This is a genomic window from Tatumella sp. JGM130, from assembly GCF_018257525.1.
Lineage (GTDB): Bacteria > Pseudomonadota > Gammaproteobacteria > Enterobacterales > Enterobacteriaceae > Tatumella > Tatumella punctata.
Genome location: NZ_JAERJS010000017.1, coordinates 43,055 through 64,435, shown reverse-complemented (window position 1 = coordinate 64,435; position 21,381 = coordinate 43,055). Strand labels below are relative to the sequence as shown.

The window sequence follows — 21,381 nt, the reverse complement described above, 5'->3', positions numbered from 1 at the left end:
CCATATTCTGATGCTGCTGATACCCGGCAGCCATATAAAAATCATATGGCACTGACCCTGTAATTTTCCACAGACCGGTGATAAAACATAATAAATATTATGTTAAAGGATATTCTCCGTGCGTAAATTATCTCACTTTATTAATAATGTTTTTCTGCCGGAAAACAGTGACCACTATTTCGAATTAATCAGTCCGGTCAACGGACAGGCATATGCCCTGTGTCCGGAAGCCGGTCCTCAGGAGGTCGATGCCGCTTACCATGCCGCGCAACAGGCGTTCCGTCTCTGGAAGAAGACCACACCGGCCGCACGACAAAAAGCATTACTGCTGCTGGCTGATGCTATAGCGCAGCATGCAGATCAGATAATTGAACTGCAGAGCCAGGAAACCGGACAACTTAAACACTTTATCCGCCAGGAAGAGATTGTGGCCTCCTGTGATACGGTCCGTTTTTTTGCCGGGGCTGCCCGCTGTCAGGAAGGTAAAGCCTCCGCAGAATATATCAGTGGTTTTAATTCAGTGATCCGCCGTGAACCTCTGGGAGTGGTCGGACAGGTCACTCCCTGGAATTACCCGTTTATGATGGCGATCTGGAAGATTGCCCCGGCCTTAGCCGCCGGTAATACTCTGGTACTGAAGCCCGGCGACACCACCCCGCTCAGCACGCTGTTACTGGCCGAAATTGCGGCGCCTTTCTTTCCTGAAGGCTGTATCAATGTCGTGCTGGGCAAAGCCGCCACCGGGGCGCTGGTGGTATCTTCGCCACAGGCCTCGCTGGTGTCGATCACCGGTTCAGTGCGTGCCGGATTACAGGTTGCTGCCTCTGCGGCCGCAAACCTGACCCGTGCCCACCTCGAACTGGGGGGAAAAGCACCGGCGATTGTCTTTGCCGATGCTGATATTCCCAAAGCCGCCAGTACCCTGTGTGCCGCTGGTTTTTTTAATGCCGGCCAGGACTGTACCGCTGCCACCCGTCTTATCGTCCAGCACAGTATTTATCCGCAGTTTCTTGAGGCAGTACTGAGCGAAATCCGTCAGCTGCGTTACGGTTTACCCGATGACACCGGCGCATTTTATGGCGCACTCAACAGTAAGCAGCAGCTGGAACAGGTGAAAGGCTTTATTGAACGCCTGCCCGCCCATGCAACAATTGAGGCCGGTGGCAAAGCGGCCGACAGTGACGGCTTTTATTTCGAACCCACCCTGATTTCCGGGCTGCATCAGCAGGATGAGGCTATTCAGCGTGAAGTGTTCGGGCCAGTGATGACTATTCAGTCTTTCGGCACTGCGGATGAGGCATTATCGATGGCGAATGATGTGGACTTTGGTCTGGCAGCCAGTGTCTGGACAAAGGATCATCGCCGCGCCCACCAGATCAGTAATGATCTTGATTTCGGTACCGTATGGATTAACAACCATATTCCTCTTTGTGCCGAAATGCCCCACGGCGGGTTTAAGAAATCAGGTTACGGCAAAGATCTGTCCGCCTACTCTCTTGAAGAATATACCCGTATCAAACATGTGATGAGTGATATTTCCTGAGGATAATACCGGTAATGAAAAAAGTGATCTGCATTATTTTTACCCTGACCACCCTGCAGAACTGTTCGGCCGCCGGGAGCCCGCAGCAGATCGTCAAAGCGTATATGGCGGCCTGGAATCAGCACCATGCACATCAGGCAGCCAGTTATTTTGCTCCGCAGGGAGTGTATTACGATGCGTCAGTGGGCAAACCAGTCACCGGCCGTTCTGCCGCAGAGCAACAGGTGATTGCTCCCTTTATGCAGGGAGTCCCGGATCTGAAATGGCAAATGACCGGCCAGCCTGTAGAGAATAACTCTGCGATTGCCTTTGAATGGGTCTTTTCCGGACATAATACGGGGAACTGGTCAGGAAGCCCGGCAACGGGTAAGGAAGTACGTTTTACCGGAGTCTCTTTTATCCGGCTAAAACAGGGAAAAATAATCTGGCAGGGGGATTATTATGATTCGGCCACCCTGAGCAGGGAGCTGAAATAAGTCAGGGCAGTGAGTCAGATACAGGGATCGAAGCGGGCCATTGGATAAAAAGTCAGCCCGCGGTACTAACCGCCGGGCTGATGTTCAGGGTTAGTGACCTTCCAGTACCAGACGGCTATCCGCCAGGATAAGCGGCTGGATCTGGTGGGTGACCAGTAAGGTTGTTTTACCTTTCACCAGCGCTTTCAGAGAGCGCAGCACCAGATCTGTGTTGGTGGCATCCAGACCCTCAGTCGGTTCATCTAATAAGATGACCGGAGCTTCAGAGAGGAATGCGCGGGCGATAGCGATCCTGCGGGCCTGACCACCGGATAAACGTGCTCCGAGTTCACCCACCAGGGTATCCAGACCGTGCGGGAATGCACGGACTTCATCATCCAGTGACACTCTGGCCAGAACCTGCCATAACCTCTCATCATCTGCATCGGGTGCCACCATCCGCAGATTGTCACGCACAGATGCATTAAACAGATAGGTTTTTTGCCCTACCACCGAAATCACCTGACGCAGCACAGGGTCAGAAAGCTCCCTGACCGGATAACCGCCGATGGAAACCGTACCGGCTTCACAATCCCAGAATCCCTGAATCAGGTTCAGTATGGTGGTCTTACCTGCCCCGCTGGGCCCCAGTAACGCCAGACAATGTCCTTCCGGTACCTGAAAACTCAGAGAGTCCAGCACCGCTGGTTTACCGGCGGCGTAACGCATCGTCACAGCAGAGAAGTCCAGATCGAAACGCTGCGGTGTCTGACTGACTGCCGGTAAGGTGATCGCCGGGCTCAGATCTGCCAGAGAGAAAATACGCCGCGCCGCTTCAAGGGTAACCCCCAATGCCGCAAACGCCGCCGGTAACGCTGCGACTGCTTCGGTACTGGCCAGCACGGCGAATACCAGCATCACAATGTCATTTCCGGCCAGCATACTCCCTTGCCCGGCAGTGATCAGCAGCACAAAGGCGCAGAACATCCCCGCCTGGCCGGCCAGTGCCGACAGGGCACTGCCCGCCGCACTGATCCACGCCTGGTGACGTTGCGCAGAAATAAGCTGCTGTGATAACTGTGACAGATGACGGGTCTGACGGCTGACTGCCCCCGCGACCTGTAACTCTCCCAAACCGCGGATCAGATCCGTTGATGCCACCTGCAAGGAAGCGCGTAATGTCGCCACCCTGTGACCGCTGTTGCGGGTGCAGCAGGCCACGATTACCGGCACAACCACCCCGGCGACTAACAGCATCATGGCATCAATGCCTGCAATTGCCGGCGAAAACCAGAACAGCACGCACAGGATAGCCAGCGATGAGATCAGTGCAGCAATTGCCGGCGCCAGAATACGCAGGTAAAAGTTATCCAGGCTATCAATGTCAGCTCTCAGCCGCGTCAGCAGGTCACCGTCACGGAATTCCTGTAACCGGGCCGGGGCCAGAGGTTCAAGACGTTTATAGAACCAGACCCGCAACACAGATAACAGCCGCAGGGTCGCATCATGGGTGACAAGACGTTCCAGATAACGGGCAAAGGTTCTCAGTACGGCTAAACCACGGATGGCAGCCGCAGGCGTGAAGAACTCAAGGGTCATTTTTCCGACCCCGGCCAGCGCCATTGAGGCAATAAACCAGCCGGACAGTGACAACAGCGTCACATTAGACAGGATAACCACTACCGACAGTAGTATTCCGCCTGCCATCCGCCACCGCCACGGCCGCGCCAGTTTTAACAGATGACGTAAGTCATTCATTCTGTCGCTCCTTTCTGCAAACGTTCCAGCCCGGCAAGAACACCGCCAGCCTGTAACAGCTCTGCAGGTTTACCTGATTCAATCACCCTGCCCTGTTCCATGACCAGCACATAGTCTGCCAGCGTCGCAACGGAAGTATCATGGGTGATCACCAGCCGTGCTGAGTCCGGTAAGCTGTCAACCAGTGACGCCATCATCTGTTGCGCCGTGTGGCTGTCCAGCGACGCTGTCGGTTCATCAAGGATCAGTAACGGTGGTTTCGTCAGTACCGCACGCGCCATCGCGACCCGCTGGATCTGGCCTCCGGATAGCCCTTGTCCGCCGTCACCCACCTGAGTGGCATAACCTTCGGCCAAGCCGTTGATAAAGGTGTCTGCCTGTGCCAGCTGCGCGGCAGCGAACAACTGACTTTCACTGGCCTGCGGGTGTGCCAGACAAATATTGTCAGCAACAGAACCGGCAAATAATGTCGGCCGCTGGGGGAGCCAGCCGATCTGTTTTTGCCAGTCCTGCAGACTCAGATCCGACAGATTATGCCCGTCAATCAGGATCTGGCCGGTCGCCGGACTGATAAAGCGTAACAGTAACCTGGCAAGGGTGGTTTTACCGGCACCACTCGCCCCGACAATCGCCAGTGTCTCTCCGCGACGCAGGGTGAAAGAGATATCTTCAATACCGGCACCTTGCTGGTGCTGATAACCCAGACCTTCAACACGAATTTCCTGCGGCGCATTGGCTGGCAATGCTTTCGCGGCAGGCTGTTCCGCAGGCTGCGTATTCAGAATATCCAGCAGACCCTCGGTGGCACCAATCGCATCCATACGGGCATGATAATGGGCCCCCAGGTCACGCAGCGGCCGGAAGAATTCAGGTGCCAGTAATAAGGCAAACAGCCCTGGCAGGAATGCCAGCTCACCATAATAGAGACGGAAACCGACATAGACAGCCACCATAGCGGTACTGATGGTGGCAAAAAATTCCAGAACCAGAGAAGAAAGAAAGGCAATACGCAGTACTTTCATCGTCGTCTGACGATAATTTTCCGAGATTGCTTCAATAATTGCCGCCTGACGACGGGCTGCGTTGGTCTGCCGAAGGGTAGTCAGGCCGGCAATTACATCAAAAAAGTGGGCACTCATCAGGCTGAGCTTACGCCATTGTCTGAGGCTGACTTTTTCCGCGCCTTTCCCGACAATAATCATAAACAGCGGCACTAAGGGCGCGGTCACCAGCATAATCAGTCCGGAAATCCAGTCGGCAGGGAATAATGCCACCAGGATTGCCAGCGGAACGATACCGATAATGATTTTTTGCGGCAGGAAAGCGGAAAAATAGGTTTCGATAGCTTCAACACCTTCCCCCAGCGTACTGGCGAGGCTGCCGGTACGTTGCTGCTGACTCCAGGAGGGACCGAGTGCTGAGATACGTTCAAGTAAGGTTGCACGCAATGTCTGACGGATACGGGCAGCGCTTTCGAAAGCAAAGCCCTGACGCAGCATATCCAGACCTGCACGCAGGATCATGACGACCGGCAGCAGCCAGATCGCCGGAAACAGGCCGGACAATCCTTTGCCGCCAATAACAACCCCGCTGATCAGCCATGCCAGCAACCAGCACTGGACAATCATCATCACAGCACTGAGTGTTGCCATGGTGACCGACAGGGAAAAGAGCGCACCAGCCTGGCGACGCTGGCTTGAAAGCCAGCGTTCCGCCAGGCGAGCGGCCGCTCCACTAATAGGTGGGCGAGACGACATAATGGGTTTAGTGTCCGTAGCCAACCAGTTTAGAGATACGGCCGCGGAATACCCAAATCTGATACCAGTTATACATCAGCATTACCGGTACAAACCCACCCATGGTCAGGGTGAAGGTAATCAGGGACACCTGCGGGCTGGCACCTGCCCAGACAGTCCAGGTATTCGGCACAATCCACGGGAACATGGTCAGCAGCATACCAAAACCAAGGATCAGCGCAGCACCGTTAAACCACAGGATAGCCGCCAGATCTTTATCTTTCAGGGTGTCACGGCGCACTTTCTCAATACAGAACAGTGCAATCAGACCGAACAGTCCCCAGATCCAGAAATGCGGACCAAACCATTTCGCACGTGCCCAGTCGAAGTCCACTGCACTCCAGATCCAGGTGACAACAACGGCGATAATCGCTAGCCAGAAGATACCGGCAGTCCAGCGGGCAGCAATCTGACGCAGCGGTTCGGTTTTTTCAAAACGGGCCCGTACAAACAACACCCCGGATAAGGTCATGGCAATACAGGAAGCCACACCTGTCCAGATAGAGAACGCCGAGATGAAGTTAAAGGCACCGCCCGCATAATGCGGAACACCCACTGCCGGATTATCCAGCGCAAAGCCTTTCAGGATGGCACCGACACTCATACCACCAAAGAAAGTCACGGTCAGACTGGCAATACCGAATACGCCATCAGAGAAACGCTGCCAGAACGGCGACGCCAGATGACGGAATTCCAGTGCCACAGCACGGGACATAATGCCCCATAATACCAGTGCCATTGGCACCATCAGGTAGCTGAATGCTGAACCGTAAACAAACGGGAAGGTACCGAACATAATACCACCGGCTACGATCAGCCAGGTTTCATTAGCATCCCAGGTACCGGCCATCGCCGCCATAATCGCGCCGCGTTCGTCATGATCTTTTACAAACAGCGAGAAGATACCCGCCCCGAGATCTGCGCCGTCAAGCGCAATGTATAACAGCACGCTGACACCGAACGCCAGCCACCAGGCAACTGTCAGAAATTGCTGAGTATGTGTAAGCATATCCATGAGTGTGTTCTCCGTATCAGACCGGTCTTATGTATTCGGGATGATCAGCATGCTCGCCTTCCGGCAGATCAATGTGACCAAGGTGCTCATGACCTTCACCCGGGATTTTGCTGGTTAAATCAGGGCCCTGGCGAACAACTTTCGCGAGGAACCAAATCGTACCGGCAACAACCGCTGATTCGAAGATAGCAAAACCGACCAGCCAGAAAATTGCCAGGCCAGTCGTCATTGCACTCATACCATCTTCAGTACGCATCAGTCCGTAAACAATCCACGGCTGACGACCAATTTCACGTGTCCACCAGCCGGCGATAATCGCCAGATAAGGCAGTACCACCATCGCAACGGCAATCATCAGGAACCATTTGTTGCCTGACGCTTTTTCCGCAGTCATACGACGACGGGACATCAGCCACAGGCCCCACAAGCTGACCAGCAGAATAGCACCACCCGCTGCAGCCATGACACGGAAGGTATAAAACGGTAATGCGACCGGTGGCTGTTCATCTTTAGGGAAGCTGTTCAGTCCGCGTACCGGGCCATTCCAGGTTTTGGTTTCGATCAGGCTCAGACCGTGCGGAATAGAAACAGACCACGCCAGACCGGTACCTTCTTTGTTCGGCCAGCCGATAATGTTCCAGGCATTGTTGACCTGGCCTTCGGCATTGTAGGCATCATACTGCCCTTCCATCGCAGCCAGCGCGGCTGGTTTATGCTCGAGCACATTTTCACCCAGCACATCACCCATATAGATCTGCGCAGCAGAGACAACCGCCAGCGCGACCAGGGAATATTTCAGAGGCTTCAGGAAAATGTCGATATGGCGGCGTTTAAGTACGTAAAACGCACAGACCGCGACAACGAAGGTCAGAGATAACTCAAAACTTGCCAGCAGCATGTGCGGGAAAGCCGAGCTGACATTCGGGTTGAGCAGTGCAGCAACCCAGTCGGTGACAACGAAGATACCATTCTTCAGTTCGATACCGGTCGGGGTTTGCATCCACGAGTTCGCGACCAGAATCCACATGGCCGATAAGGTGGAAGACAGGGCCACGTTGAAGGTGGCAAACAGGTGCATCCTGCGACTGATTTTGCCCCAGCCAAAAATCATCAGACCGATAAAACCGGCCTCATACATAAAGGCGGTGATGGTTTCATACCCCAGCACCTGACCAAAGAACGGTCCGGCGGCCTGGGAGAATCGGCCATAAAGGATACCAAAAGCCATTTCCATGGTAACCCCGGTAGCCACACCGGCACCGAAGTTGATGATGAACAGCTTTTCAAAAAAACGACATATGCGATACCACTTCTCATCATTTTTTCTGACCCACATAACTTCAGCGATGAACAGAAGCAGGGCCAGACCGATGGTCAGTGGCGGATAAATTATATGAACTGATGAGATAAACGCGAAGTCAATACGCGTAATCAGCGATGTGAGATCATTACTTAACATTGCTATCTTCTTTTGTATTAAGTGACCGTATTAGCCCGCGACACCTATATGCCCTTTCCCTTATCAGGCAGGTAAAATGATAAGAGCAGAACAGGAAGAGTAGAAACAAGGTGTCGCACCATCCTTTTTCTCTTAACGCCGTGGTACTCCTATAGCGCATATCCCTGTACAGAAATCATACACAGGATAAAATTCGTCACTACCCCCATACCATTGCCAACATGAGGGTACAACAACGCTCACAAAGAAGCCTTTGCCGACGAAACTTATTGGATAAGCGCTATGCAGTACCCGGCGACAAGCAAATTACTGTTGAATCTGAATTTGCTTATATAGAGATGTACCCAGATTTTAGAGACGCATATATTGTCAAAAGAGCACAATAACTGGTTCTGTGTAGTCCGAATGAAGCCCAGTATATTCCTCTAGCCCCGGATCCTGTCAAGAAAAATGTAGGGAAACTGATATTTTGTTGCGGGGTGTATTATATTCATTCACAACAAAGATAATATTCATGGCTGAGTGAATCAATTGTAACCAAAAGAAAATTATTCCTTAATTGCCCGCGGATTAAAAATTATCTTCCCGCATCTTACATCGATAACACTGATGATATTTTAATGTTTTAAATCATAAGTTTATCTTAATGTCCATCCCGGCAATTAATGCCGTTTTTCTGTGGCTAATATTCAGAAGTCGCACAACAGCATTAATACCAGCGATGTATAATAACTTACAGGTAATATAAAAACAGATAACCCGCGGGAAAAAAACATCATTATTAATACCATAAGTTAAACACAAAAAATAATTATCACTACATTTAATAACTAATATAACTTTTACGTAACATTTAGCTATTGAGAATAAGAATTTATTCTCCGTGAGCCTGAGAAAAGTAGCGGATAATTGCATAAAAGATGTACCGCCGACCATCACTACTCAGCATGCTGTTGTCGCGTATCGCACCACAGCCGCCCCGCACTATCTCCCGGCACCTGAGCAGAACAGGCGCAGCCACGGCTATTTAGCTAATCGACTGACAGGCTATAACAGAGAGTATGCTGATCAGCCCTCTCTTTTAATGCCTGTTGCGCACTGTGGCAGTTTTTGAACACCCGTAAAGGTTGCCACTGTAGCCCGTCTCATGCTGCCGCAGCGAGGCACGACTGATCCCCCGCCCCTGTCATCAGGATATACAACGGTTTCAGTTTATGCAGCCGTTTAGCCTCACCGGGATAAGGCGGATGTGATAATCAGCCGGCGATACTGGCTTTTCCCGCTACAGGCTCCGGGCTATGCTATCCGCCTCCAGTGAAGAGGAACGGACAGCAGATGAACAACCTGATTTATTCGATTATCCAGCCGGAAATGCAGCAAGTCTGTCAGCCGGTCAGTCACTTTGATGCTCAGCTGGCACAGGATATTGCCAGTATCCGCGAGGCCATGCACACCCACCAGCAATCCGCTCTGGCGGCAATCCAGCTGGGGATAGCCAGACAAATAGTCGTTATTGATATCACCGATGAACAGGCGCGCCGCCAGAACTATGTCTTAATTAACCCGGTCATTACTGCCCTGTCGGCAGAAACAGCAGCTTTTAAAGAGCAATGTCCTTCACTGCCCGGAGAGACCATAGAAACACGGCGCCCGGTTGCCATCAGTGTCAACTACCGCGACCCTGAAGGGCACCCGAAACAGCTGGATGCACAGGGATATCTGGCAGTATTTCTGCAACATACCCTTGACCATCTTCAGGGACGTTCGCCCGCCAGCTATCTGTCGCCATTGAAAAAACAACGGCTACTGACCCGGCTACACAAACAGCTGAAAAAATAATCCCCCGGTCTGCCGTTAACTGAGCAGGTGAAATATTATTAATATATTACCTGCTGCTTTTATATATATTAAGTATTAACGATGGGTTATATATAACATTAAAGCATTAATAGCCTGGAAATATATCCGCAGTGTCGGTTTTCCCTGCTTACCGGGTTACACTATGCCCCCGTTGTGATAACAGACCAGCAATATATTATTAATAACGGTGAGTAATAATATACACAGCCGTCAATAATATCCGGATAAGGTACAGTGATCATGCTTAAAAATAAAAAAAACCGCCATTTTATCTGTGGCGTCGTGGTGGTTGCCTGTATCGTATCAGCCATTATGATCAGAGCGATCATTGGCGGTGCCATCGAAGAATATCACCTCCCCTTCAGTCAATGGCCGGCAAGTCTCTGTGTAACACAGTTCTTTATGATCCTGATTTACACCACCGTGTTTACCGGATTACTGTCGATTCCCCTGTGGTATTTTTTCCTCGGCGAAAATGATCAGCAACAGTGATAATAGCCGTCAGTACCGTGACTGCCGGTAAACCGAGGGACTGACGCCACAACAGACGCGAAAACGGTTACTGAAGTGACTCAGGGACGAGAAACCACAGTCGTACGCAATATCAGTTAAGCTGAGTTGTGTTTTTCTGAGTAACTGCCGGGCCTTATCCATACGTTGCTGCATCACATACTGGTGGGGAGACTGGCCGGTGGTCTGACGGAACATGCGCGCAAAGTGGTAATCACTGAGCGCGGCTTCTGCCGCCAAATCAGCCAGTGTCAGTGGCTGACTGAGGTTATCCGCGATAAATGCCTGTACCCTTTTCAGCACCTGTGGTGCAAGCCCTCCGCGGACTACCGGTAATGGCCAGTTAACCCTGCTGTACTGCTGCACCAGCCCTGTCATCAGCAGAGTGCTGGCGGTGCTTAACATCAGATGATTAGCGGGTTGCTGCCAGTCACAGCTCAGCAGAAAGTGCCGATAGAGATGGGTAATTCGCGGATCTTCCGCAAAAACTTTTTCGTCCAGTGCCAGCTGTAATGGCGCACGGTCCCATATTTTTTCGGCCAGTTGCAGTAAATGTTGTTCGGTACAGTAGAGATGGACAAATGATAATCTCGCCCTGACATCCCATGATGATTCACTGTTGGCCGGCATCAGACAGAAACGATCGGGCCCGCCCCCGTTACGCCAGCCATGAGGGGTTTTGTGCCAGGTATCATAGCCATCTGCAATATACAGGCTGAGAGTATGATGGTTACTGTGGTTAGTCACCCGGTCATTACGATTAAACCACGAAGCCAGCTGAATGCCGCTGTCCAGTGTCACTGATTCACGCAGCATCGCTTTATGCCGATGCAGAATATCAAAGGTCTGATACGACATTTTATCTCCTTGCTCCCCGCTAATGCCGCCAGTGTAATCTGCGGCCGGATACGCTGCCAGTCCTGCTACTGCATCCGCGAAAAAAAGCGCAGGGATCTGCAAGCTGACCGCAGAAAAATAAAAGCTGTCACTCTCCCCTGCCCTGCATACTGACCGGAATAAGGAGAAACACAGATGAACATATTACTTTATTTTACGGTCGTTATAATTTGGGGGACCACCTGGATAGGAATCTTTGTCCAGCAACACAGCGCAGCGGTTCCGGTTCCGGTCGCGGTTTTCTGGCGGTTTCTACTGGCTGCCACTGTACTGCTGATGGCCTTAACGCTGACCGGCCGCCTGAAAAAATTATCAGCTAACACTCACTTCTGCTGTGCAGTACAGGGATGCTGTACCTTTGGTATTAACTTTATCTGCTTCTATTATGCGGCCGGGTGGATTAATAGTGGCCTTGAGTCGGTTATTTTCTCTATGGCTGTTATTTATAATACGCTCAACAGCTGGCTTTTTTTCCGGCAAAAACCGCCGCGGCAATTTCTTCCGGCCCTGCTCCTCGGGCTCGGCGGAATGGTGGTGATGTTCTGGCCCCGGTTAATGGAAAATCATAACTCGCCCCATTTACTGGCCGGCATCGGTCTCTGTGCTCTGGGCACTTTCGGGTTTTCTCTGGGTAATATGATGAGTGTCCGTCACCAGCGACAGCAGCAGGATATGCTGACAACAACCGGATATGCGATGCTGTATGGTGCACTGCTGATGGCGATGGTCAGTATCGTGGCGGGGTATTCGCTGGCTCCTGCATTCGACTATCGCTGGCTGGCCGCCGTCAGTTACCTGGCAATTATCGGTTCGGTATTTGGCTTCGGGGCGTATTTCACCCTGCTGGCGCGGATTGGGGCGGCAAAGGCCAGTTGGTGCACCCTGTTATTCCCGCTGGTCGCCCTCGCCATTTCGGCACGCTATGAAGGTTTTGTCTGGCAGCCCCATTCAGTCGCCGGGTTGTTATTTATCACGCTGGCTAATCTGATTATGTTTGTCCGCCGGCCGGCCAGACCACGGACCAGCATCGCCTGATATAGTAAGGGTATCAATGGCTGAGCAGGCCATTCATACCCTGCCGCAGGCATTTCATTCCCCGAAAATGGCACTTCATGGTGTAATCCCACATAAATTGTGGTAATTAATTATTCTGTAAGCAGACCATAAATCTCCGCGAGCATAATAATGAAAATGAATAGCCATCCCCCCGCAGCCAGCCGCTGGCTGACTTTAGCAGGGACGATCATTACCCAGTTTGCTTTAGGTTCTGTATATACCTGGAGCCTGTTCAATCAGCCATTATCAGAAAAGCTTTCAGCCTCTGTCAGTCAGGTGGCCCTCGCTTTCGGGGTACTCAGTCTGACCCTGGCTCTGGCCTCGTCGATGGCCGGGAAGCTGCAGGAACGTTTCGGCGTTCGCAGGGTGACTCTGGGTGCCGGTATTTTACTGGCGATCGGTTTTTTCCTGACCGCCGTCGTATCATCCGTATGGATGCTCTACCTGAGTGCCGGTATTCTGGTGGGTGTTGCCGTAGGCGCAGGCTATCTGCTGACCTTGTCTAACTGTGTTAAATGGTTTCCTGAACACCGGGGGGTGATCTCTGCCTGCGCGATTGGTGCTTACGGGCTGGGCAGTCTGGTGTTTAAATTTATCTGCAGTTATCTGCTGGCCCACCAGACCCTCGGACACACCTTTATGATTTGGGGAGTGATTACCATGCTAATGATTACTGCCGGTGCACTGCTGATGAATGATGCGCCGCGCAGTGAGCAGCCAGCAGGTACGCTGACCACCAACGATTTCAGCCTGGCTGAAGCAATACGCCAGCCACAATACTGGATGCTGGCCCTGATGTTCCTTACCGCCTGTATGAGTGGTCTGTATGTCATAGGGATTGCAAAAGATATCGGGCAGAACCTGGTCCATTTGTCGGCACTGACCGCAGCGAATGCTGTTACTGTGATTGCCGTGGCTAACCTGGCCGGGCGTCTGGTGCTCGGGGTACTCTCCGATAAACTGCCGCGTATCCGTGTTATTTCCCTGGCGCAGGTGATTTCTCTGGCGGGCATGGCATTACTGCTGTTTACCAGACTCAACGAAAATACCTTTTTACTGTCTGTTGCCTGTATTGCCTTTAGTTTCGGCGGAACGATCACCGTCTTCCCGTCACTGGTCAGCGATTTCTTCGGCCTGAATAATCTGGCAAAAAACTACGGTGTTATTTACCTCGGGTTTGGGATCGGCAGTATTCTTGGCTCGCTGGTGGCATCACTGTTTGGCGGTTTTATGGTGACCTTTATACTGATTATGGTGTTACTGGTGGCTTCCCTGATATTGTCAGTCACTGTCCGCCAGCCGGCACTGTCACCCGCCGCTACAGCCCCCGCATTACAGCACTGAGTCCGGGATAATCCCCCCACCCAGTACAGGGGGGAGCAGTTCAGACTTAATTTTTGATCCCATAATTGCACTGGAACCAGCGGGTTTTTTCACCCGGCCAGCCACTGTCTTGTTCCGGGAGGGGTTCAACCTTGTCAAAACCATGCTGATGGCAATAGTCTCTGACGGTAGTGTTCAGTGCCGGCAAGTCAACGGCTCCGGGTGTGTAACGAAACTGCAGACTGTGTGACGGTTTATCTGTCGCAACCTGCGCATACCCCCCCGGGTACTGGCGGGCACATCCGCTGAGTAATGCTGTGATCAGGCCTCCACACCACACGGCCATCAGTGTCTTTTTGATCATGCCTATTCTTATCAGAGTAAATAATTAAGTATTATTAATCTAAACTATCCGCAGCGCCTGCCAATCAGATTTTCCTGTGATAGCGATACCCTGCGGATAAATAGGAATATTCTTGCGGCGGAAGCGAGGTGTTCACAAAATCGGCGATTAATCGGCGCTGACAACCATCATACGCAACAGGTTGGCCGACTGTGCCACCGGCAGTTTTAAAATGGTCTGGTACAAATCAATTGTCATCGCACACAGAGTCTGATGATCCGATGAAGTGTCTCCGGGTTCATTAAGTTGTTTCAACTGATTACCCCAGCGGGTATACAGGGCAGTGACAACCTGTTTCAGGGTATCGCTGGCCATTTTTCTGTCCAGCGGTTTATCCGGCCCCTCACTGGTGAGCAATAATTGTTCCATCGCCTGTGCATCACGGGCATTCAGTGCCGGGGACAGTAACTGAACCAGATTCACCCCGCCATTCACCTGGGGATACAGAAAACGAAAACAGTCTTCGGCCGAGATTTTATCCAGTGCCTGCATCTCATCAACAGAAACTGTAATATAATCAATGACTGCCTGATCACTGGCGCGGCCAATACGCTGGTTAACCACATCTGCCAGCATCCCCCGTAATTGCCCTGCAGCCTCAGGAACACTCTCTCCCCGGGTGACTGAATGTAAGAAGGCCTGTTCTAATACCGGCCATAATGCGGGTTCCTGCTGTTTAAGGATCCGATAGCCGGGCAATGCTGCCAGTTGCGCCAGAGAATGTTGTGCTGCCAGTGCAGCATCACGCTGTGGTTTACAGACATAAAACCAGACCAGATTTCCCAGCAGCACCGGTAAGATCACCAGCAACAGGCCTGCCCGCAGGGACAGGTATTTTTTGCGTACCAGCAAGCTCAGCAATAACCCTGTAATAACCAGGGCAATCAGCGAGGGAAGTAGCGTTTCAGTCATAGGGGGGATAAAGACTCATTGGTAACGTCAACCAGTACCGGGCAATGTGCTTTTTCAATGACAGCTGCACTGACAGACCCTTTCAGTATTCGGTTGAACGAAGAGAGATGACGACGCCCCATAATGATCATTGACGCACTCAGACGATCAGCCTGTTCAACGATCGTGGCAGCAGGGTCGCCACTGCAAATTAATCCACGGGCCGGAATACCCGCTTCGGCAAACGGATTCAGAGCATAACGAAGTATCTGTTCTGCCGAGTTTTGATTGTCCAGCGCATTCAGCGATAAAGATCCGCTTTCGGCCGTATCAATTTCTATCGGCTGATTGCCGTAAAGATCATCGGCGGCCACACAACAAATGATCACTACTTCCGCCTGATGGGCGCTCGCCTCTTGCAGGGTCGTTTTAATGATTTTTTCTGCCATTGAGGCCTGACGATCAACCGCCATTAATAATGTTTTCATTCTGCAGCTCCATTCCGGACATTCAGGAGATACCGGCAGACTTTGTTCAGGCCTGTCATGATGACCACTGACCTGTCAGATCCTCCGGCACGCGTAATGTATCCTGTTTTGTTTTATGTGTCAGAGGATTTCCCGGCGAGTTTTCCGCCCTGCGGGAACCTTTATCAGAGTTACAGCGACAGAAAACGGCTAATTTTAGTTTGATAACCATCGCCGGAAAACCAGATTTTAAGTTATTTTCAAAAATATAACCTTTGATGTAATCCGGTTACCAGCTGTTTCATACCACAGCAAGGTTAAGCTATAAGTCACTGTATATTATATATTTCCCAGAATTTCTCCCGCAAGGCTCGTGGCAGCCCGCCGAACTGTTGCGGGCTGCGTTAGCACTTTCTGGCCAGTCACCGCGTCAGTAACCGGCCACGGAAAATCGTCACCGATTGTGCGCGAGCTGACGGCAGGAACAGACTGCGGGTTGCCGGTGAAGCGCTGGTGCCGGGCAGGGATTTTTCTTATTATAGGTCCATATCTTGTTGCTCTGCTCCCCCGAGGCCGCCGCAATGTTCTTACACCTTGATAAGTTACTGGCGGTTTTTGACCGTGCAGCATTAATGCTGATTTGTCTGTTTTTCCTGACCCGTGCCGCCCCTTTCCGTGAACTGCTCCAAAAAGATGATTATACGCTGACCGAAAAACTGGCGGTCACTCTGATATTTTCCCTGTTTGCCGTATTCAGCACCTGGTCTGGCCTCAATGTCGACGGTTCCCTGCTCAATGTGCGTATTATCGCGGTCATGTCAGGAGGGATTCTGTTTGGCCCCTGGGTCGGTATTGCCACCGGAATCATTGCCGGATTACACCGTTTTCTGACAGATATGCAGGGTGTCACTGCGGTGCCATGCCTGATAACCACAGTATTGTCCGGTATTGTGTCAGGGCTGATTTACCGGTACATCGATAATTCCGGACGCTGGTGGGCCGGGATCCTCGGCGGTATGTTGTGTGAAATTCTGACGATGCTACTTATTGTTCTGCTGGCACGTCCTGCCAGCCTCGGCACAGAGATCGTCAGTGAAATTGCTCTGCCCATGATCCTCGGCTCTTCCAGTATTGGCCTGATTGTACTGCTGGTACAAAGTGTGGAGGGTGAACGGGAAGCCCGTGCGGCACGTCAGGCAAAACTGGCGCTGGATATTGCTAACAAGACCCTGCCCCTGTTCCGTCATATCAACAGCCAGTCACTGCGTCAGGTATGTGAAATTATTCGCCATGATATTAACGCGGATGCCGTGGCGCTGACCAACCGCCAGGAAATTCTGGCCTATGTTGGCTACGGCGAAGAATATTTTCAGACCGGTAATGTCAGCCTCAGTCCGACCACCCTGCTGGCGATTAACAGCGGCAATATTATTATCCGTAATAACGATGAAGCTTACCGGACCGGCGATATTCATTCGATTCTGGTCATTCCGCTGCGGGAAAAAGGTCAGGTTGCAGGCACCTTAAAAATCTATTACCGGCGGGCACACCGTATTACCGGTTCGCTGAAAGAGATGGCCGTTGGTCTGTCACAAATTATCTCTACTCAGCTGGAGGTGTCGCGGGCCGAACAATTACGTGAAATGGCAAATAAGGCCGAACTTCGTGCCCTGCAGAGTAAAATTAATCCCCATTTTCTGTTTAATGCATTGAATGCTATTTCGTCATCTATCCGCATGAATCCTGATACTGCCCGCCAGCTGGTGATCAATCTGTCCCGCTATCTGCGTTATAACCTCGAACTTAAGGATGATGAAGTGATTGATATCCGTAAAGAGCTGTACCAGGTCATGGATTATATTGCTATCGAACAGGCACGTTTTGGCGACCGGCTTAGTGTTATTTATGATATCGATGAGGATATCGCCTGTAAGATCCCCAGCCTGCTGATACAGCCATTAGTCGAGAATGCCATTGTGCATGGGATCCAGCGCTCACAGGGGAAAGGTGTCGTCACCATCAGTGTCAGGGCAGGTAACGATGATGATACGGTAATTATTACGGTACGCGATACGGGCGAAGGCATCAGCGAAGATGTTATTCGCCGGGTGGATGAAAATGAGATGCCCGGCAACAAAATTGGTCTGCTGAATGTCCACCACCGGGTCCGGCTACTGTACGGCGAGGGCCTGCACATCCGCCGCCTTTCTCCCGGCACCGAGATCAGTTTTACGGTCCGTAAACACTCACCGTCCTCTGCCAGTAAAGCAGATACACGACAATTCAGTCCGGAGGATATGACGTGAAGGCCATTATTGTCGAAGACGAGTTTCTGGCACAGCAGGAACTCCGCTGGATGATACAACAGCACAGTAACATTACCATTGATGCCTGTTTCAGCGACGGGCTGGAAGTACTGAAATATCTTCAGCAGCATCAGACAGATGTGATCTTTCTGGATATTAATATTCCGTCACTGGACGGCATGCTGCTGGCCAAAAATATCAGCCTGTTTGCGGTAAAACCGCTGATCGTATTTATTACTGCGTGGAAAGATCATGCCGTGGAAGCCTTTGAACTGGAGGCGTTTGACTATATCCTCAAGCCTTATCAGGAATCACGTATTATCAGTATGTTACGCAGGCTGACATCGTGGCAACAGCTGCCGCGGCCGTCCGCCAGCACACCGAATCATCATGGACTGCAACAGACCATTAATCTGATCAAAGATGACCGGATCATCGTAACGGATGTTAATGATATCTGCTACGCAGAAGCCCATGAGAAACTGACGATTGTCTGCACGCGGCGCGAGCAGTTTATTATGTCGATGAGTATCAGTGAGTTTTATCAGAAATTGCCTGAAAATCAGTTTTTCCGCTGCCACCGGTCATTTTGCGTCAACCTCAGCCAAATCAGTGAGATCGAACCGTGGTTTAATAATACCTATATTATTAAACTGCGCGAACTTGAATTTCAGGTACCGGTCAGCCGCAGTAAAGTAAAAGAATTCCGCCAGCTAATGAATTTGTAGCAGATGATACTCCTGCCGACAGTACCGGTCAGGAGTATCAGGCAGTATCAGAGCACCACGCCCAGAGTCTGGCGCATATGCGCACCCGCACCCAGCAGACCCGTCTGATCATGAGTGATCAGGTACACCGGAATATCCTGTACGTAAGAGCGGAAACGGCCCTTATCTTCAAACGCAGCACGGAAACCGGATGCTTTAAAAAATTCCAGGAAACGCGGAACGATCCCGCCGGCAATATAAACCCCGCCGAAAGTGCCCAGTGTCAGGGCCAGGTTACCGCCAAAACGCCCCATAATCACACAAAACAGTGATAATGCACGGCGACAGTCGGTACAGCTGCCGGAAAGAGCACGTTCAGTGACATCCTGAGGCTGTAGTTTTTCCGGTTCCCGGTTATCCGAAATGACAATTGCCCGGTAGATATTGACCAGCCCTTTGCCCGAGAGCACACGCTCTGCCGAAACACGTCCGCGTTCGGCACGCAGTACACCCATGATCATATCTTCTTCTTCGGTCCCGCAGGAGAAGTCAACGTGTCCGCCTTCACCCGGTAAACTGACCCAGCGTTTATTAACATGCACCAGATGGCTGACACCCAGCCCGGTACCGGCACCATAGATAGCAATAGGCTTGTCTTTCACTGGTTTATCGCCACCGAACTGAATAACATCGTCCTCACCCAGCATCGGGATCGCCATCGATACGGCGGTGAAGTCGTTAATCACTTCCAAATGTTCCAGACCAAGGTTCTGCTTCATTTCGCTGATCGAAAATGCCCAGCTGTGGTTGGTCATTTCAATCCAGTCATCTTTAACCGGACAGGCGATAGCAATACAGGCACAGGTTACTGCTTCCTGTTCTGCCAGATAGTGACGGATAACATCTTCCAGGCTCTGGTATTCATCGGTAGAGAATGTTTTGGCCTGCGAGATGCTGCCGTTAGTCACGTCACACAACGCCAGACGGGCATTTGTTCCGCCAACATCGCCGACCAGGGCATAGTTTGTCATTCTTATGCTACTCCGCTTGGGGGTAATTAATGATGAAGACTGTATCGCCTTCTTCAAATCTTATATACATCAGATAACCCGATGCAATCACTTGATTATTTTCACAGTAATCTACCATACCTTGCTGCATCGCCAATGCACATAGGTAACAGGCTGAATATACGTCGCCGGAGCGGACAAACCTTGATTCCGGAAAATAAGGGCAATACCGGCAAAAAAAATACTATACCACGGTTTTGCCTGCCTGGCGGCAGGCATGATATCATGGAATAAAAATTCAGTAATAACAGCAAGCTATAACAACCCCGGTAGTTCTCCGCTCAGTACGACCACATTAAGTACTATTACCAGTACCACAATCACAATACCGCAGAGATGGATTTTCTTACTGTTTGTCAGGGGGCCCATCAGCTGACGGTTACCGGTAAATGCCAGTAACGGGATCAGTGCCAGGGCAATACCGAAACTGAGAAATACCTGGCTCAGAACCAGCACCCGGGTCGGATCCATACCGGCAATGATCACAATAAATGATGGCAACATAGTGACTACGCGGCGGACCCATAACGGGATGGTAAAATGGATAAAGCCCTGCATGACGACCTGCCCGGCCAGTGTTCCGACCACGGTAGACGATAATCCTGCCGTCACCAGACTCAGACCAAACACCAGGGCCGCGGCATTACCCAGTAACGGTTTCAGGGTCAGATAAGCCTCATCCAGTTCGGTAATGCCTGTGTGGCCGTTGAAATGGAACACCGCCGCGGCGGTCGCCATCATTGCCAGATTGACAAACCCGGCAATAGTCATCGCCACAGCTACATCCAGCTTGGTTGATGAATAACGCTGGTGCATGGTCCCGCCTTCATCACGCTGCGTCAGGGCCGAGTGCAGATAAATAACATGGGGCATAATTGTGGCCCCCAAGACTCCTGCTGCCAGATAGAGCGCATTCCCGTCCGGTAATGCCGGTACTACCATTCCCCTGATCAGTCCGGCGGGATCCGGCTGAGAAAAAAACATTTCTGCCACATAGGCCACGGCGACGAACAGCAACATACCACCAATGACCCATTCCAGCGGCTTCTGCCCGCGGCTTTGCAGCATCAGGATCAGGAATGTCGCTACCCCGGTGATCAGCGCGCCCTGCAGTAAAGTGATGCCGAACAGTAATTTGAACCCGAGGGCCGCGCCAATGAACTCGGCCAGATCCGTTGCCATCGCAATCAGTTCTGCCTGCACCCAGTAAAACCACACGGCTGGACGCGGAAAACGATCGCGGATATGCTCGGCGAGATTTTTGCCGGTCGCAATCCCCAGTTTTGCAGAGAGGAGCTGGATCAGCATTGCCATTACATTTGCCCAGACCACAACCCACAGCAACTGATAACCATAGCTGGCACCGGCCTGAATATTGGTCGCAAAGTTGCCCGGGTCGATATAGCCGATCGCCGCAATGAATGCAGGGCCCATCAGCGCGAGCTTCACTTTTCTCTGCTTTTTATTGCTTTCGGCGGTCTGACCTTCTGACATCTGCCTTCCCCGTAATAGGATCTGTTGGTTTACTTTACCCGCCAGCCGGATGGCCGTTAAATCGGTAATAATTATCGATTCAATAGACTATGCTAAAAAGTATAGCAAAGGCTATAAAAAGAAAATAACGTTACCTGATTAACAAAATTTGAGCAATCTCTTTTACCGGCAACCATACTATTAACAGGCAGGTAATCTGCTTAAAAAATATGGTTAACATCTGTCAGGACAAAAAATATCCGCCACGTTCCGGAAACGAGGTCTTTGCAACAGTTTTCAGAAAATTAGTGATATCTCTTACTTATAATGGGTTTTTGCTCTCGTTTTTATATGTCACGTTTCATAGAATACATTGCAAAATATAACTCTCC

The 21,381-nt window shown here is 51.2% G+C and carries 18 protein-coding genes; 8 read left to right on the top strand and 10 right to left on the bottom strand.

Going from position 1 to position 21,381, the window contains the following annotated elements; genetic code table 11:
- The first annotated feature begins 118 nt into the window (after positions 1-118).
- Complete coding sequence (locus JK211_RS09845; protein WP_212708497.1) at positions 119-1,543, top strand: gamma-aminobutyraldehyde dehydrogenase; 1,425 nt, start codon at positions 119-121, stop codon at positions 1,541-1,543.
- 14 nt (positions 1,544-1,557) lie between these two features.
- Complete coding sequence (locus JK211_RS09840; protein WP_212708496.1) at positions 1,558-2,019, top strand: ester cyclase; 462 nt, start codon at positions 1,558-1,560, stop codon at positions 2,017-2,019.
- Positions 2,020-2,109: 90 nt separating this feature from the next.
- On the opposite strand, the gene cydC is transcribed toward JK211_RS09840, so the two are convergent.
- Genes cydC through JK211_RS09820 form a run of 4 tightly spaced genes read right to left on the bottom strand, consistent with a single transcriptional unit; the run spans position 2,110 to position 8,026 of the window.
- Entirely contained in the window at positions 2,110-3,756 is a 1,647-nt protein-coding gene (gene cydC, locus JK211_RS09835) for a thiol reductant ABC exporter subunit CydC (protein WP_212708495.1), read from the bottom strand.
- On the bottom strand, positions 3,753-5,513 hold the full coding sequence (cydD, locus tag JK211_RS09830) for a thiol reductant ABC exporter subunit CydD (protein ID WP_212708494.1): 1,761 nt from the start codon (positions 5,511-5,513) through the stop codon (positions 3,753-3,755). The genes cydC and cydD overlap by 4 nt, the downstream gene beginning before the upstream one ends.
- A 7-nt stretch (positions 5,514-5,520) precedes the next feature.
- Complete coding sequence (locus JK211_RS09825; RefSeq protein ID WP_212708493.1) at positions 5,521-6,567, bottom strand: cytochrome d ubiquinol oxidase subunit II; 1,047 nt, start codon at positions 6,565-6,567, stop codon at positions 5,521-5,523.
- A gap of 16 nt (positions 6,568-6,583) precedes the next feature.
- Positions 6,584-8,026 (bottom strand): cytochrome ubiquinol oxidase subunit I, encoded by a 1,443-nt coding sequence (locus JK211_RS09820; protein WP_212708492.1) that lies wholly within the window; start codon positions 8,024-8,026, stop codon positions 6,584-6,586.
- A gap of 1,335 nt (positions 8,027-9,361) precedes the next feature.
- Here JK211_RS09820 and def point away from each other — a divergent pair.
- Complete coding sequence (gene def / locus JK211_RS09815) at positions 9,362-9,865, top strand: peptide deformylase (protein ID WP_212708491.1); 504 nt, start codon at positions 9,362-9,364, stop codon at positions 9,863-9,865.
- Positions 9,866-10,126: 261 nt separating this feature from the next.
- A complete protein-coding gene (locus JK211_RS09810; RefSeq protein WP_212708490.1) occupies positions 10,127-10,378 on the top strand; it encodes a DUF2534 family protein in 252 nt (83 codons plus the stop codon).
- Between the two features lie 9 nt (positions 10,379-10,387).
- Here JK211_RS09810 and JK211_RS09805 read toward each other — a convergent pair whose 3' ends face one another.
- A complete protein-coding gene (locus JK211_RS09805; RefSeq protein ID WP_212708489.1) occupies positions 10,388-11,254 on the bottom strand; it encodes a helix-turn-helix transcriptional regulator in 867 nt (288 codons plus the stop codon).
- Positions 11,255-11,428: 174 nt separating this feature from the next.
- Between JK211_RS09805 and JK211_RS09800 the strand changes: the two genes are divergently transcribed.
- Together JK211_RS09800 and JK211_RS09795 are read left to right on the top strand one after the other, a co-directional pair.
- Positions 11,429-12,328, top strand: coding sequence for a DMT family transporter (locus JK211_RS09800; protein ID WP_212708488.1), 900 nt, complete (start codon positions 11,429-11,431; stop codon positions 12,326-12,328).
- 150 nt (positions 12,329-12,478) lie between these two features.
- Positions 12,479-13,693, top strand: a complete 1,215-nt coding sequence (locus JK211_RS09795) for an OFA family MFS transporter (protein WP_371734610.1) — start codon at positions 12,479-12,481, stop codon at positions 13,691-13,693.
- 46 nt (positions 13,694-13,739) lie between these two features.
- Here the strand turns inward: JK211_RS09795 and JK211_RS09790 are convergent, their stop codons facing one another.
- From JK211_RS09790 to JK211_RS09780, 3 genes are all read right to left on the bottom strand, one after another.
- Positions 13,740-14,036 carry a hypothetical protein gene (locus JK211_RS09790; RefSeq protein ID WP_249213314.1) on the bottom strand — a complete coding sequence of 99 codons (297 nt, stop codon included), beginning with the start codon at positions 14,034-14,036 and terminating at the stop codon, positions 13,740-13,742.
- Positions 14,037-14,183: 147 nt separating this feature from the next.
- On the bottom strand, positions 14,184-14,987 hold the full coding sequence (locus JK211_RS09785) for a hypothetical protein (protein ID WP_212708487.1): 804 nt from the start codon (positions 14,985-14,987) through the stop codon (positions 14,184-14,186).
- Positions 14,984-15,454 carry a universal stress protein gene (locus JK211_RS09780; protein WP_212708486.1) on the bottom strand — a complete coding sequence of 157 codons (471 nt, stop codon included), beginning with the start codon at positions 15,452-15,454 and terminating at the stop codon, positions 14,984-14,986. Before JK211_RS09780 ends, JK211_RS09785 begins: the two co-directional genes overlap by 4 nt.
- Positions 15,455-16,014: 560 nt before the next feature.
- On the opposite strand from JK211_RS09780, the gene JK211_RS09775 reads away from it, so the two are divergent.
- Both JK211_RS09775 and JK211_RS09770 read left to right on the top strand, forming a co-directional pair.
- Entirely contained in the window at positions 16,015-17,739 is a 1,725-nt protein-coding gene (locus tag JK211_RS09775; protein WP_212708485.1) for a sensor histidine kinase, read from the top strand.
- Positions 17,736-18,467 carry a LytTR family DNA-binding domain-containing protein gene (locus JK211_RS09770; RefSeq protein ID WP_212708484.1) on the top strand — a complete coding sequence of 244 codons (732 nt, stop codon included), beginning with the start codon at positions 17,736-17,738 and terminating at the stop codon, positions 18,465-18,467. The genes JK211_RS09775 and JK211_RS09770 overlap by 4 nt, the downstream gene beginning before the upstream one ends.
- A gap of 47 nt (positions 18,468-18,514) precedes the next feature.
- Here the strand turns inward: JK211_RS09770 and glk are convergent, their stop codons facing one another.
- Entirely contained in the window at positions 18,515-19,477 is a 963-nt protein-coding gene (gene glk / locus JK211_RS09765) for a glucokinase (protein ID WP_212708483.1), read from the bottom strand.
- 294 nt (positions 19,478-19,771) lie between these two features.
- Positions 19,772-21,010: an Nramp family divalent metal transporter gene (locus JK211_RS09760; protein ID WP_212708482.1), complete on the bottom strand. Its 1,239-nt coding sequence runs from the start codon at positions 21,008-21,010 to the stop codon at positions 19,772-19,774.
- Positions 21,011-21,381 lie beyond the last annotated feature (371 nt).

What these genes read in the sequence shown, in the direction of transcription:
- JK211_RS09840 (WP_212708496.1), top strand. Translation starts at nt 1,558, where the DNA reads ATGAAAAAAGTGATCTGCATTATTTTTACCCTGACCACCCTGCAGAAC.
- cydC (WP_212708495.1), bottom strand. Translation starts at nt 3,756, where the DNA reads ATGAATGACTTACGTCATCTGTTAAAACTGGCGCGGCCGTGGCGGTGG.
- cydD (WP_212708494.1), bottom strand. Translation starts at nt 5,513, where the DNA reads ATGTCGTCTCGCCCACCTATTAGTGGAGCGGCCGCTCGCCTGGCGGAA.
- JK211_RS09825 (WP_212708493.1), bottom strand. Translation starts at nt 6,567, where the DNA reads ATGGATATGCTTACACATACTCAGCAATTTCTGACAGTTGCCTGGTGG.
- JK211_RS09820 (WP_212708492.1), bottom strand. Translation starts at nt 8,026, where the DNA reads ATGTTAAGTAATGATCTCACATCGCTGATTACGCGTATTGACTTCGCG.
- def (WP_212708491.1), top strand. Translation starts at nt 9,362, where the DNA reads ATGAACAACCTGATTTATTCGATTATCCAGCCGGAAATGCAGCAAGTC.
- JK211_RS09810 (WP_212708490.1), top strand. Translation starts at nt 10,127, where the DNA reads ATGCTTAAAAATAAAAAAAACCGCCATTTTATCTGTGGCGTCGTGGTG.
- JK211_RS09805 (WP_212708489.1), bottom strand. Translation starts at nt 11,254, where the DNA reads ATGTCGTATCAGACCTTTGATATTCTGCATCGGCATAAAGCGATGCTG.
- JK211_RS09800 (WP_212708488.1), top strand. Translation starts at nt 11,429, where the DNA reads ATGAACATATTACTTTATTTTACGGTCGTTATAATTTGGGGGACCACC.
- JK211_RS09795 (WP_371734610.1), top strand. Translation starts at nt 12,479, where the DNA reads ATGAAAATGAATAGCCATCCCCCCGCAGCCAGCCGCTGGCTGACTTTA.
- JK211_RS09790 (WP_249213314.1), bottom strand. Translation starts at nt 14,036, where the DNA reads ATGATCAAAAAGACACTGATGGCCGTGTGGTGTGGAGGCCTGATCACA.
- JK211_RS09785 (WP_212708487.1), bottom strand. Translation starts at nt 14,987, where the DNA reads ATGACTGAAACGCTACTTCCCTCGCTGATTGCCCTGGTTATTACAGGG.
- JK211_RS09780 (WP_212708486.1), bottom strand. Translation starts at nt 15,454, where the DNA reads ATGAAAACATTATTAATGGCGGTTGATCGTCAGGCCTCAATGGCAGAA.
- JK211_RS09775 (WP_212708485.1), top strand. Translation starts at nt 16,015, where the DNA reads ATGTTCTTACACCTTGATAAGTTACTGGCGGTTTTTGACCGTGCAGCA.
- glk (WP_212708483.1), bottom strand. Translation starts at nt 19,477, where the DNA reads ATGACAAACTATGCCCTGGTCGGCGATGTTGGCGGAACAAATGCCCGT.
- JK211_RS09760 (WP_212708482.1), bottom strand. Translation starts at nt 21,010, where the DNA reads ATGTCAGAAGGTCAGACCGCCGAAAGCAATAAAAAGCAGAGAAAAGTG.